Raw genomic sequence first — 12,979 nt, forward strand, 5'->3', positions numbered from 1 at the left:
CAGCCGGAATTCCTCCAATGACCCAGACCATTACGGTGATCCGCGGCGACGGCATCGGCCCCGAGATCATGGACGCGACGCTGCGCGTGCTCGACGCGATGAACGTCGGCCTTCAGTACGAGTTCGCGGATGCCGGCCTGGTCGCGCTCGAAAAGCAGGGCGAGTTGCTGCCCGCTGCCACGCTCGAGTCGATCCGCACCAACCGCATCGCGCTGAAGAGTCCGTTGACTACGCCGGTCGGCGAGGGCTTTTCGTCGATCAATGTCGAACTGCGCAAGCGCTTCGACCTGTACGCGAACGTGCGTCCGGCCAAGTCGTTCCCGAACACGAAGTCGCGCTTTCCCTCCGGTGTGGACCTCGTCACCGTGCGCGAGAACACCGAAGGCGCGTACATCGGCGAAGGCCAGTCGCTGAGCGAGGACGGCGAGACGGCCGTGCTGCAGCAGAAGGTCACGCGCCGCGGCTCGGAGCGCATCGTGCGCTACGCGTTCGAGCTTGCCCGCAGGACCGGCCGCAAGAAGGTCACGGTCGTCCACAAGGCGAACATCCTGAAGTCGACGTCGGGCCTGTTCCTGCGCACCGCGCGCACGGTCGCCCAGGAGTACTCGGACATCGAGTGCAACGAAATGATCGTCGACAACTGCTGCATGCAGCTCGTCATGCGTCCCGAGCAGTTCGACATAATCGTGACCACCAACCTGTTCGGCGACATCATCTCCGACCTCTGCGCTGGCCTCGTCGGCGGCCTCGGCCTGGCGCCGGGCGCGAACATCGGAACCGATGCCGCGATTTTCGAAGCGGTCCATGGCACCGCGCCGGACATTGCAGGGCAGGGCAAGGCAAACCCGTGCGCATTGCTGCTCGGCGCGGCTCAGATGCTCGACCACCTCGCAATGCCCGAGCAAGCCGAGCGCCTCCGCAAGGCGGTCATCTCGACGCTCGAGGCAAAGGACTCGTTGACCCCCGACCTCGGCGGCAGCGGAACGACCGATACGTTTGCCGACGCGATCATCCGCCGGCTCTGATCGCCCGATGCCGGATGTGAAAACGGGGCGCTGTGCGCCCCGTTTTCGTTTCGATCCCCGGCTGTCGCGTCAGTCGCGCGACTGCAGCTTCATGAGCAGGCGGAGGATTTCCAGGTACAGCCAGATCAGCGTGACGAGCAGCCCGAACGCCGCGTACCACTCCATGTACTTCGGCGCGCCCTGCTCGACGCCCGATTCGATGAAGTCGAAGTCGAGCACGAGGTTCAGCGCCGCGATCACGACTACGAACGCGGAAAACGCGATGCCGAGCCAGCCGCTCTCATGGATGAACGGGATCGACGTGCCGAAGAAGCTCATCGCAAAGTTGACGAGATAGAGCAGCGCGATGCCACCCGTCGCGGCGAACACGCCCAGCTTGAAGTTCTCCGTGGCGCGGATCAGGCCACTGCGGTACGCGAGAAGCAGCGCCGCGAGCGTGCCGAACGTGAGCCCGACCGCCTGCAGCACGATGCCCGGGAACCGCTGCTCGACCATGGCCGAGATCGCGCCGAGGAACACGCCCTCGAGCGCGGCGTAGAGCGGGGCCGTGACCGGTGACCACGTCTTCTTGAAGACCGTGATCAGTGCGAGCACCAACCCGCCCACTGCGCCGCCGAGCATGTACGGCGTCATGTTCGCGGTGCCGTTGCTTGAGAAGAACAGGCCCCAGGTGTACATCGCGCCGACTAGCGTGATCACGAGCAGCAGCCCGGTCTTGTTGACCGTGCCGTTGAGCGTCATTGCACCTGCGTCCCGCCGGACGACGGCGCCGCTGCCGAGGTCGAGGAAGGTCGAATCCTTCAAGGCCGGATTGCCACTGCGCATGGGGTCCCCTGAAATACGTTTGGTTGAGGCCGCGAGCATACCGCTGCAGATGCTGCCCGCGCCTGATTGACAGAACCCCGGGGGGGAATAGAGAATGCACGGCCTTTCGCGGCGCTGGTGCGCACGGGAGCCCGGCATCGGGGCATAGCGCAGTCTGGTAGCGCATCTGGTTTGGGACCAGAGGGTCGGGGGTTCGAATCCCTCTGCCCCGACCATCACGCGGAACGCCGGTAAGATCGATCGCTGGCGCCCGTAGCTCAACCGGATAGAGCACCGGCCTTCTAAGCCGGTGGTTGCAGGTTCGATTCCTGCCGGGCGCGCCAGGCGGTACAGTGTTGGTTGTTATGGTGGCTGTAGCTCAGCTGGTTAGAGTACTGGATTGTGATTCCAGATGTCGGGGGTTCGAGTCCCCTCAGCCACCCCACTCTTGTGCGGAACCGCAGCAGATTGCTATAGTTTCGCGCCTCAGCAGTATCGCTTCACAAGTTTTGGGCCGTTAGCTCAGTTGGTAGAGCAGTTGACTCTTAATCAATAGGTCCAAGGTTCGAATCCTTGACGGCCCACCAAAACACGAAGCACCTGGCTCCGGCCAGGTGCTTTTTTGTTGCGGCGTCCCCGGTGCAGAATGCGCCGCGGGGTGTCCCGATGCGAAAGTGGCGGAACTGGTAGACGCACTGGATTTAGGTTCCAGCGCCGCAAGGCGTGCGGGTTCGAGTCCCGCCTTTCGCACCACCCAACGAGGCACGACCCCGGCCCGGGCTTTCTCGCACTCTTTTCGGCTGCCCCGCGCACGTATCTCGACGGCCGGGCCCACCCGAGCTTCGCGCCGTTCGCCGCTGGGTGCCCCGCGCCAGCGGCCCGGCCGTGCGCTGGCAGAGCGCGCCGTTATCGGCGAAACTTGCCCGTTCCGTGGCCGCTAGCGGCGCGGCTCCCTTATTGAACTTACCGTCGCGGCCACGGGCTGCGGTCGCAGGAGTGGATATGCAAGTCTCGGTCGAATCCGTCGGTGCCCTTGAGCGTCGCCTCAGCTTCAGCCTGCCGCAGGATCGCGTGGCCGAGCAGGTCGACGGGCGTCTTCGCGAGATCGCACGCGGCGCAAAGCTCAAGGGCTTCCGTCCGGGCAAGGTGCCGGCAAAGGTGATCGAGCAGCGCTACGGCCAGCAGGTTCGCGCTGAAGTCGTCGACGCGCTGCTGCGCGAGAGCTTCTCGCGCGCGGTCCGCGATAACGAACTCAAGATCGCCGGCAATCCGCAGATCGTCCCGGCGGACGGCGAGGCGCTCTCCTACGTGGCCACGTTCGAGGTCGTTCCGGACTTCGGCGACATCGACGTCTCCAAGCTCAACGTGGTGCGCCACACCGCCGAGGTCGCCGACGCCGACATCGACACGATGATCGAGAATCTGCGCCTGCAGCGCCGCAGCTGGAACCCGGTCGAGCGCGAAGCGGCTGAAGGCGACGCGGTCGAGCTCGAAACCTATTCGCAGGTGGGCGACGAGCGCTTCCCGGCCGAAGGCGTCGAGCGTGGCGTCACGATGATCGGTTCAGGCGCAATGTTCCCGACGATCGAATCTGCGCTCGTCGGCATGAAGGCCGGGGACGAAAAGCAAGTCGACGTCGACTTCCCGGCCGACTGGCGCGTTCCGCAGTTCGCGGGCAAGAACGTGCAGGTGCATCTGAAAGCCCTGAAGGTGTCCGAGTCGCAGCTTCCCGAGGTCGATGCTGAATTCATCAAGAGCTTCGGCATCAAGAGCGGTGACGCCGAACAGTTCCGCGCCGACATTCGCACGAACCTCGAGCGCGAGCTCAAGGGCGCGCTGATGACACGCCTGCGTCGCGAAGTCGGTGAGCAGCTGATCGCGGAGTACGGCTCGGTCGAAATGCCGCCCAAGCTGGTCGAGAACGAAGCGCGCGAGATGGCGCGGCAGGCGTTCGAGCAGGCGCGTCGCCAGGGTCATTCCGGGCAGATGCCGGCCGACGCCCACCTCGGCTTCATGGAGGCTGCGCGTAAGCGCGTGCTGGTCGGCCTGCTGGTCGGCGAGATCGCGCGTCGCAACGACCTGCGCCTCGACCCGCAGCGCCTCAACGAGACGCTGCGCCTGATCGCGTCGACCTATGAGGAGCCACAGCAGGTCATCGAGCTCTACCGAAATGACCAGCAGTTGATGTCCGGGCTGCAGTCGCGCGTGATGGAAGAGCAGGTCATCGACTGGATCGCCGAGCGCGCCCAGCACGACGAGCAGTCGCTCACGTTCGCCGAGGCGATCCGCCCGTAATCCAGTGATGGCGGTCTCGGTCCGTGAACGCGGACCGACGGCCGGTTTGCGCCGGACGGCACCGTCGTCCATTTCACTTGCATGCTGCGGTGTCCGTCCCCACGTTGGACGGACCCGACCAAGCCCGACCAGGTGCCGTTTAAATGGAAAACCTCACCCGTGCCCTCAACCTTGTTCCGATGGTGGTCGAGCAGACCAGCCGCGGCGAGCGCGCGTACGACATCTATTCGCGCCTGCTGAAGGAGCGAGTGATCTTCCTGGTCGGTCCGATCGACGACCACATGGCGAACGTGATCGTCGCGCAGATGCTGTTTCTCGAGGCGGAGAACCCCGAGAAGGAAATCAGCCTCTACATCAACTCCCCGGGCGGCGTCGTCACGGCCGGCATGGCGATCTACGACACCATGCAGTACATCAAGCCTGACGTCAGCACGATCTGCGTGGGGCAGGCGGCGTCGATGGGCGCGCTGCTGCTGGCGTCCGGCGCGAGCGGCAAGCGTTACGCACTGCCGAATTCGCGCGTGATGATCCACCAGCCGCTCGGCGGCTTCCAGGGCCAGGCGAGCGACATCGACATCCACGCCCGCGAGATCCTCACCCTGCGCCAGCGCCTCAACGAGGTGCTGTCCAAGCACACCGGCCAGCCCCTTGAGACGATCGCGCGCGATACCGAGCGCGACAACTTCAAGAGCGCTGAGGCGGCCCGCGAGTACGGCTTGGTCGATCAGGTGCTCGAGCGCCGTCCGGAAGAGTCCGTTCAGGCGGGTTGATGTTGCCGGCGATGTGGTAAGTCGCTGTTCGACAAGGGAATTGTGGAGTTCAAGCAGGCGCCCGAGGCAGCTCGGGCGCCTGTGTTATCCTCGGGCCGCCACACCTGAGGCCGGCACGTTTGCCGGCCTCGAGACATGAGTATCAGGCACAAGCATGAGCGACGACCGACAGAGCCGCAGCGCCGGCGACGGCAACAAGATTCTTTACTGCTCGTTCTGCGGCAAGAGCCAGCACGAGGTCCGCAAGCTCATCGCCGGGCCGAGCGTGTTCATTTGCGATGAATGCGTCGAGCTGTGCAACGACATCATCCGCGAGGAGCTCGAGGAAAAGGCGCAATCCGGCCGCAGCCATCTGCCGAAGCCGCGCGAAATCCTCGAGGTGCTCGACCAGTACGTGATCGGCCAGCAGCGCGCCAAGCGCACGCTGGCGGTGGCCGTGTACAACCATTACAAGCGCATCGAAAGCCGTCAAAAGAATGACGACGTCGAACTCGCCAAGTCCAACATCCTGCTCGTCGGCCCCACGGGCTCGGGCAAGACGTTGTTGGCCGAGACGCTGGCGCGTTTGCTCAACGTGCCTTTCACGATGGCGGATGCGACGACCTTGACCGAAGCCGGCTACGTCGGTGAGGACGTCGAGAACATCATCCAGAAGCTGCTGCAGAAGTGCGATTACGACGTCGACCGCGCGCAGCAGGGCATCGTGTACATCGACGAGATCGACAAGATCTCGCGTAAGTCCGACAACCCGTCGATCACGCGCGACGTCTCCGGTGAAGGCGTGCAGCAGGCGCTGCTCAAGCTCATCGAAGGCACGGTGGCCAGCGTTCCACCTCAGGGCGGCCGCAAGCATCCGCAGCAGGAGTTCCTGCAGGTCGACACGCGCAACATCCTGTTCATCGTCGGCGGTGCATTCGCGGGGCTGGACAAAATCATCCAGCAGCGCAGCTCCGATGCCGGCGGCATCGGCTTCGGCGCCAAGGTCAAGAGCAGCGAGCGCAAGGCCGATATCGGCCAGACGCTCGCCAACGTCGAGCCGGAAGACCTGATCAAGTTCGGGCTGATACCCGAGTTCGTCGGCCGTCTGCCCGTGGTCGCGACGCTCGAGGAACTCGACGAGGCGGCGCTCGTGCAGATCCTGACCGAGCCGAAGAACGCCATCACGAAGCAGTTCAAGAAGCTGTTCGAAATGGAGGGCGTCGAGCTCGAGTTCCGTGCGGACGCGCTTGCGGCGATCGCGAAGAAGGCGCTCAAGCGCAAGACCGGTGCGCGCGGGTTGCGCACGATCGTCGAGGCCGTGCTGCTCGACACCATGTACGAACTGCCGTCGCTCGAGAACGTGAGCAAGGTGGTCGTGGACGAGTCCGTCATCGAACACAAAACGGATCCGTACATGATTTACCAGACGCCGCCGGGCCCAGCGAAGGCGGCGTCGGGCGACTGATGCGGCAAGCTCGACCGGCCAAATCCAGGTCCGCTTCGCGCGGGCCGGACGGTGTGAATCTGAAGCCCGGTGCGCAAGCGCCGGGCTTTTTTGTCGGCCGCATAACGCTTAGAACGGTTAGATCGGACGCAATATCTCGTAAAACCCGCCCCTCTCCACGTTTTTTTCTCGATACCCGGTGCATCTTGTCGGATATCACTCCATTCGGAGCATTCCCATGACCGATCCCGTCACGCGCGACACCTTCGACCTTCCGGTTCTGCCGCTACGCGATGTCGTCGTGTTTCCACACATGGTGATTCCGCTTTTTGTCGGCCGGGACAAGTCGATTCGCGCGCTCGACCTCGCCATGGACGGCGACAAGCGCATCCTGCTCGTCGCACAGAAGTCGGCCGAAACCGACGACCCGGGCGCCGGCGACCTCTACAACGTCGGCACGCTCGCCCATGTGCTCCAGCTGCTCAAGCTGCCCGACGGCACGATCAAGGTGCTGGTCGAGGGCGTCGACCGCGTGAAGGTCGAACGCGTTCTCGAGCGGGACGGCGCCCTGGCAGGCCGCGCCTACGTCGCGCCGCCCGTGCTCGACCGCGACGAGCGCGAGATGGAAGCGATCGTGCGCTCGTTGATGGGCGTGTTCGAGCAGTACGTGAAGGCCAATCGCAAGTTGCCGCCGGAGCTCATGCAGACGCTGTCGGGCATCGATGAGCCCGGCCGGCTCGCCGACACCATCGCAGCCCACCTCGGTGTTCGCCTGACCGATAAGCAGAAGCTGCTGGAAACGCACGCGATCGGTGTGCGCCTTGAGCAGCTCATCGGCCTGGTCGATGGCGAGCTCGACGTGCAGATGCTCGAAAAGCGCATCCGCGGCCGCGTGAAGTCGCAGATGGAGAAGAGCCAGCGCGAGTACTACCTCAACGAGCAGATGAAGGCGATCCAAAAGGAGCTCGGCGAAACCGACGAGACCGCCAACGAGCTTGAGGATCTGGCGCGGAAGATCGCTGACGCGGGCATGCCCAAGCCGGTCGAGACCAAGGCCCGCTCGGAGCTCAACAAGCTCAAGCAGATGTCGTCGATGTCGGCCGAGGCCGCGGTCGTACGCAACTACCTTGAGTGGCTGCTTGGCGTGCCGTGGAAGAAGCGCACGAAGGTGCGCAAGGACCTCAAGGCGGCCGAGGACGTGCTGGACGCCGATCACTTCGGGCTCGACAAGGTCAAGGAACGAATTCTCGAGTACCTCGCGGTGCAGGCGCGCGTGAACAAGCTTCGCGGTCCGATCCTCTGTCTCGTGGGCCCACCGGGCGTGGGCAAGACGTCATTGGCGCAGTCGATCGCCAAGGCGACGAACCGCAAGTTCGTGCGCATGAGCCTTGGCGGCGTGCGCGACGAGGCCGAGATCCGGGGCCATCGCCGCACGTACGTCGGCTCCATGCCGGGCCGCATCGTGCAAAACCTCAACAAGACCGGCAGCCGCAACCCGCTTTTCTTGCTCGACGAAATCGACAAGATGGCGAACGATTTCCGCGGCGACCCGTCGGCGGCGTTGCTCGAGGTGCTGGACCCCGAGCAGAACTCGACGTTCAACGATCACTACCTTGAGGTCGATCTCGACCTGTCGGACGTCATGTTCGTTGCGACTTCGAACTCGCTCTACATCCCCGGTCCGCTGCTCGACCGAATGGAAGTCATCCGGATCCCCGGGTACACCGAGGAAGAAAAGCTCAACATTGCGATGCGCTACCTGCTGCCGAAGCAGATGAAGGCGAACGGCCTGCGCGATGACGAAGTCAATATCGAAGAGGAAGCAATTCGCGGCATCGTTCGTTACTACACGCGCGAATCGGGCGTGCGCAATCTCGAGCGAGAGGTCGCCAAGCTTTGCCGCAAGGCCGTGCGTGAAATCGCGCTTGCCGGCCCGCGCCCGAAGGGCGAGGACCTTACGATCCGGATCGGTGCCGACAACCTTGAGAAGTACCTCGGCGTGCAGCGTTTCGACTTCGGTCGCGCGGAGGAGCAGAACGAGATTGGCCTGGTAACGGGTCTCGCCTGGACGGAAGTTGGCGGCGATCTGCTGCAGATCGAATCCACGCTCGTGCCGGGCAAGGGCGCTTTGATGCTGACCGGCCAGCTCGGCGACGTCATGAAGGAATCGGCATCGGCCGCGCTGTCGGTCGTGCGGGCACGCACGGAGCGGCTCGGCATCGACCTGGACTTCCTCCAGAAGCACGACATTCACGTGCACGTACCGGAAGGCGCGACTCCGAAGGACGGCCCCAGCGCCGGCATTGCGATCACCACTGCGCTGGTGTCGATGCTGACCAAGAACCCCGTGCGCTCCGACGTGGCAATGACCGGCGAGATCACGTTGCGCGGTCGCGTGCTTCCGATCGGCGGGCTCAAGGAGAAGCTGCTCGCGGCCCTCCGCGGCGGCATCCGCACGGTGATCATTCCGGAAGAGAACAAGAAGGACCTTGCGGACATTCCAAAGAACGTCACGGACGGTCTGGAAATCCTCACTGCGAAGTGGATCGATCAGGTGCTCGACATTGCGCTCGAAAAGCCGCTCGCCGCTGCGCCGGCTCAGGGTGGGGTGCCCGCGGTCGATACCTCAGAGGTCAAGGTCGTAGAGGGCGACAGCGCGGTCGAGATGGTGGACGTCAAGCACTGATCGAGCGCTGCAAAAAACGCTGGAAGCCGCGTCAATACTGGCTTTCAGCTTGCGACCCCTGTGGGGCGCTGGTATAACGGCTCGTCCGTATGAAGTCTTAACAACTGCATACGGAGAGCCGATCGGGGGGGCCTGCAGTGCGCAGGCTGGTCCGGTTACCAGAACACCGCGGCCGAGTCCGCACAGGGAGTCCAATTCGAATGAACAAGGGTGAATTCATCACGGCCGTCGCTGACGCCGCCGAGCTGTCGAAGGCCGATGCGACGCGTGCCGTCGACGGTGTGATCAACGTGATTACGACGGCGCTGAAGAAGGGCGACGCGGTCACGCTGGTCGGCTTCGGCACGTTTGAAGTTCGTAAGCGCGCCGAGCGTCAGGGTCGCAACCCGAAGACCGGCGACACGATCAAGATCGCCGCGTCGAAGAATCCGGCGTTCAAGGCTGGCAAGGCGCTCAAGGATGCTGTAAATTAATCGGCTCGCCCACCAGCGCTTTGGCGCGGTACAGGCCGGGTGCTTAGCTCAGCGGTAGAGCGTCTCCTTTACACGGAGAGGGTCGGGGGTTCGAAACCCTCAGCACCCACCAGCTGGGTGATGTCCCGAAGCACGCGACCGCGGTAAGACGAATCGAGCAGGCGCTTGGCGCCGCACAGGTTCGAAGCGATCGGTGAGGAGCAGGTTCAAAGTGCGGAGTGGTAGTTCAGTCGGTTAGAATGCTGGCCTGTCACGCCGGAGGTCGCGGGTTCGAGTCCCGTCCACTCCGCCAGTTGTAGCCAAGGGCGCTCTCGGGCGCCCTTGTTTTTCTAAGGTTGAGGGTTGTGCAGTTTGCAGGCACGCCATGTGGTTTCAGCGCGGAGTGGTAGTTCAGTCGGTTAGAATGCTGGCCTGTCACGCCGGAGGTCGCGGGTTCGAGTCCCGTCCACTCCGCCATTGATTCAAAAGGCACCGGAAACGGTGCCTTTTTTTTTGGGTCGTGCGCCGTTGCCCACGTCGCGGCTTAGTGCCCGAGCCTGCTCAATCGAAGGTGTTCGGTCGCGGACGCTCGAGCGATCGGCGGGGAAAACGCGTCCCTGTCGCAACCGCGTTAAACTGCCCGGCTTCGCCTCGACGCGTACCGGACATGCTGCAGACACTCCGCGAGAAGACCTCCGGCTGGATCGCCACCGTGATCATCGGCCTGCTCATCATTCCGTTTGCTCTGGTTGGGTTGCAGGACTACCTGGTGCAGCGCGGCGATGTGCATGTCGCAGAGATCGACGTTCCTCCTTCGTGGTGGCGCGGTGCACCGGCGTGGTGGCCGGTCTCAACGCTGTGGGAGCACGAGCGCATCACCACGCAAGAGTTCCGCACGCGCCTGGAAAACGCGCGGCAGCGCGCGCGACAGGAGCAGGGCGAGGCGTTCGATGCGCGGGCATTTGAAACCGCCGAGAACAAGCGCGCTGTTCTGGAGCAGATGATCGATGAGCGCGTGCAGGCGATTGCAGCGCGCGAGAGTGGTGTAGCGGTCGACGACGCCCTAGTGCGTCGCGAGATCCAGAGCATTCCGGCATTCCAGGTGGACGGTCGCTTCAGTCCCGAGCGGTACCAGCTCGCGCTCGCGTCGCAGTCTCCCCCGCAGACACCCCGACAGTTCGAGCAGCTCGTGCGCGAGGGTGTGCTGCAGACGTTCCTTGCCAGCAACCTCAACGACAGTGCGTTTACGACGCCGTCTGAGATCGAGCGCATGATCCGGCTGCTCGGTGAGCGGCGGTCCGTCACCCTGATGAGCCTTCCCCCCGCGACGCCCGACGCCGCGCCGGTCAGCGACGCCGAAATCCAGAAGTGGTACGCCGCGAACGCGAAGGACTATCGCGCGCCGCAGCAAGTAACGCTGGAGTACGTCGAGCTCGACGGCTCGACGCTGCCCGTGACCGCCGTCGACGACGAAGCGCTGCGTCGTCGCTATGAGCAGGAGAAGAACCGCTACGTTGCCGCCGAGCAGCGCCTCGCCTCGCACATCCTGGTGCGGGTGCCAGAGGGCGCGGATGCAGCCGCGGTCGAAGCCGCTCGCAAGAAGGCCGAGGCGTTGGCTGCGCAGGCCCGGGCTCCGGGCGCGGACTTCGCGGCGCTCGCGCGTGCGAACACCGATGACGAAGGTTCGAAGGCCGGTGGTGGCGACCTCGGTTGGGTCACCCGCGGGCTGATGGTCGGCCCGTTCGAAGACGCGCTGTTTTCGATGAAGTCGGGTGAAATTGCCGGGCCGGTCCGGACTGATTTCGGCTGGCACGTGATCCAGCTGCGCGATCTGCAGGCAGGCGCACAGGAGTCGTTCGAACAGGCCCGCAGTGCGTTGGCGCGTGAGCAGGCCGAATCCGATCGCGAGCGCGCGTTCAACGACTTGAGCGGTCGCCTGGTCGACCTCGTGTACAAGAACCCGTCGTCGCTGGTCCCGGCGGCACGCGAACTCAAGCTGCCGGTGCAGACGCTGGGCCCCGTCAGTCGGGACGAGTCGACGGGGATTCTTGCGAACCCCGCCGTGAAGCGCGCCGCGTTCTCGGAAGCGCTGATCCAGGACGGGACCGTGAGCGACCCGATCGAGATCGGCCCGAACCGCAGCGTGCTGATCCGCGTGACGTCGCATTCGCCCGAGCGCACGCTGCCGCTCGCTCAAGTGCGTGAGCGTGTCGAAGAGGCCGTTCGCATGGATCGCACCCGAAAGGCCGCGGAAGCGCGCGCCCGGGCGCTCGTCAAGCAAGTGCAGGGCGGCGCGTCGCTCGCGTCCATTGCGCAGGCGAACGGCGCGGCCGAGCCGACGCAAATTCCCGAGCTGCCACGCGGCGCACCGCTGGGCGCGCCGGGTGTTTCCGAAGCGGTTTTCAGCGCTGCAGCGCCGGCGGCGGGGACGGTGACGCCGGGCACTGAGGTGCTGCCGGACGGTTCCGTCGTGCTCTTCACCGTCGACGCGGTAATGCCCGGCGACGTCGCGACGCTCGACCCGACCCAGCGCGCCACACTGCAGCAGCAGCTGCAGGCGTTGCAGGGCGCGAGCGATGTGCAGGCGCTCGTGCGCGCGCTGCGTCAGCGCTATCGCATCGACGTGGTCGAAACGAACTTCTGACGGTCTGCGGCGACCCGAGAGAGGCAATGAAAAAGCCCGGCGAAAGCCGGGCTTTTTTGCGTTCCGGGCCTAGCCGTTCGCGTTACTCGTCGCCGATTCCGGTCATGCCGAGGATGTTGTACCCCGCGTCGACGTAAGTGACCTCACCAGTGACGCCGGATGCGAGATCCGAGCACAGGAATGCGGCCACGTTGCCAACGTCTTCGATCGACACGCTCCGGCGCAGCGGGGCATAGGTCTCGAAGTGATGCAGCATTTTGCGGAAGTTCGAGATACCGGCCGCAGCGAGCGTCTTGATCGGGCCCGCCGAGATCGCATTGACGCGCGTGCCCTCCGCGCCGAGGTTGAGCGCGAGGTAGCGCACCGTGGCCTCGAGGCTCGCCTTCGCAACGCCCATCACGTTGTAGTTCTGCAGGGCGCGCTCGGCGCCGAGGTAGCTCAACGTGAGGATCGAGCCATTGCGCCCCTGCATCATCGGGCGCGCCGCCTTCGCAAGCGCCGCGAGCGAGTAAGCCGAGATGTCATGCGCGATGTGGAAGTTCTCGCGCGTGAGCCCGTCGAGAAACTCGCCCTCGATCGCCTCGCGCGGTGCATAGGCAATCGCGTGCACCAGGATGTCGAAGCCATCGCCCCAGCGCTCGCCGAGCTGCGCAAAACACGCCTCGATCTGCGCGTCATCGGCGACGTCGAGTGGAATCACGATGTCGCTGCCGAGCTCGGCGGCCGCGGATTCGACGCGCGACTTGAGCTTGTCGTTCTGATACGTGAAAGCCAACTCTGCGCCTTCGCGGTGCATGGCCTCGGCGATGCCGCTTGCGATCGAGCGCTGGCTGGCCACGCCCGTGATCAGCGCGCGCTTGCCTTGAAGAAAACCCATGTG

At 64.5% G+C, this 12,979-nt stretch carries 9 protein-coding genes and 8 tRNA genes; 15 read left to right on the top strand and 2 right to left on the bottom strand.

The genetic code is table 11. The features are described 5' to 3' along the window. Nucleotides 1-17: 17 nt before the first annotated feature. The gene (locus IE075_RS00965; protein WP_189452446.1) at nucleotides 18-1,025 is read left to right on the top strand and encodes an isocitrate dehydrogenase; all 1,008 of its coding nucleotides are present in this window, start codon (nucleotides 18-20) and stop codon (nucleotides 1,023-1,025) included. A gap of 69 nt (nucleotides 1,026-1,094) precedes the next feature. Here IE075_RS00965 and IE075_RS00970 read toward each other — a convergent pair whose 3' ends face one another. After that, complete coding sequence (locus IE075_RS00970; RefSeq protein ID WP_229792251.1) at nucleotides 1,095-1,829, bottom strand: Bax inhibitor-1/YccA family protein; 735 nt, start codon at nucleotides 1,827-1,829, stop codon at nucleotides 1,095-1,097. Between the two features lie 159 nt (nucleotides 1,830-1,988). On the opposite strand from IE075_RS00970, the gene IE075_RS00975 reads away from it, so the two are divergent. From IE075_RS00975 to IE075_RS01040, 14 genes are all read left to right on the top strand, one after another. After that, nucleotides 1,989-2,065 (top strand) — tRNA-Pro (locus tag IE075_RS00975). A gap of 31 nt (nucleotides 2,066-2,096) precedes the next feature. Next, nucleotides 2,097-2,173, top strand: a tRNA-Arg gene (locus IE075_RS00980). A gap of 24 nt (nucleotides 2,174-2,197) precedes the next feature. Next, nucleotides 2,198-2,274: transfer RNA gene (locus tag IE075_RS00985), tRNA-His, on the top strand. A 66-nt stretch (nucleotides 2,275-2,340) separates the two neighbouring features. Further along, nucleotides 2,341-2,416: transfer RNA gene (locus IE075_RS00990), tRNA-Lys, on the top strand. An 81-nt stretch (nucleotides 2,417-2,497) separates the two neighbouring features. Further along, nucleotides 2,498-2,582, top strand: a tRNA-Leu gene (locus IE075_RS00995). Nucleotides 2,583-2,831: 249 nt separating this feature from the next. Further along, the gene (gene tig / locus IE075_RS01000) at nucleotides 2,832-4,124 is read left to right on the top strand and encodes a trigger factor (RefSeq protein WP_189452450.1); all 1,293 of its coding nucleotides are present in this window, start codon (nucleotides 2,832-2,834) and stop codon (nucleotides 4,122-4,124) included. A gap of 143 nt (nucleotides 4,125-4,267) precedes the next feature. After that, nucleotides 4,268-4,894 (top strand): ATP-dependent Clp endopeptidase proteolytic subunit ClpP, encoded by a 627-nt coding sequence (clpP, locus tag IE075_RS01005; protein ID WP_189452452.1) that lies wholly within the window; start codon nucleotides 4,268-4,270, stop codon nucleotides 4,892-4,894. Between the two features lie 154 nt (nucleotides 4,895-5,048). Next, nucleotides 5,049-6,338 (top strand): ATP-dependent Clp protease ATP-binding subunit ClpX, encoded by a 1,290-nt coding sequence (gene clpX / locus IE075_RS01010; protein WP_189452454.1) that lies wholly within the window; start codon nucleotides 5,049-5,051, stop codon nucleotides 6,336-6,338. Nucleotides 6,339-6,555: 217 nt separating this feature from the next. Then, nucleotides 6,556-9,003 carry an endopeptidase La gene (gene lon, locus IE075_RS01015; protein ID WP_189452456.1) on the top strand — a complete coding sequence of 816 codons (2,448 nt, stop codon included), beginning with the start codon at nucleotides 6,556-6,558 and terminating at the stop codon, nucleotides 9,001-9,003. A 200-nt stretch (nucleotides 9,004-9,203) separates the two neighbouring features. Further along, nucleotides 9,204-9,476: an HU family DNA-binding protein gene (locus IE075_RS01020; RefSeq protein WP_189452458.1), complete on the top strand. Its 273-nt coding sequence runs from the start codon at nucleotides 9,204-9,206 to the stop codon at nucleotides 9,474-9,476. Between the two features lie 37 nt (nucleotides 9,477-9,513). Next, nucleotides 9,514-9,588: transfer RNA gene (locus tag IE075_RS01025), tRNA-Val, on the top strand. 103 nt (nucleotides 9,589-9,691) lie between these two features. Continuing rightward, a tRNA-Asp gene (locus IE075_RS01030) sits at nucleotides 9,692-9,768 on the top strand. Nucleotides 9,769-9,855: 87 nt separating this feature from the next. Then, nucleotides 9,856-9,932, top strand: a tRNA-Asp gene (locus IE075_RS01035). Nucleotides 9,933-10,122: 190 nt separating this feature from the next. Next, nucleotides 10,123-12,099: a SurA N-terminal domain-containing protein gene (locus tag IE075_RS01040; RefSeq protein WP_189452460.1), complete on the top strand. Its 1,977-nt coding sequence runs from the start codon at nucleotides 10,123-10,125 to the stop codon at nucleotides 12,097-12,099. An 82-nt stretch (nucleotides 12,100-12,181) separates the two neighbouring features. Here IE075_RS01040 and IE075_RS01045 read toward each other — a convergent pair whose 3' ends face one another. Beyond that, the gene (locus IE075_RS01045) at nucleotides 12,182-12,976 is read right to left on the bottom strand and encodes an enoyl-ACP reductase FabI (protein WP_189452462.1); all 795 of its coding nucleotides are present in this window, start codon (nucleotides 12,974-12,976) and stop codon (nucleotides 12,182-12,184) included. Between the last annotated feature and the right edge of the window lie 3 nt (nucleotides 12,977-12,979).

Origin of the sequence: Cognatilysobacter bugurensis (assembly GCF_014652095.1) — a bacterium.
Lineage (GTDB): Bacteria > Pseudomonadota > Gammaproteobacteria > Xanthomonadales > Xanthomonadaceae > Cognatilysobacter > Cognatilysobacter bugurensis.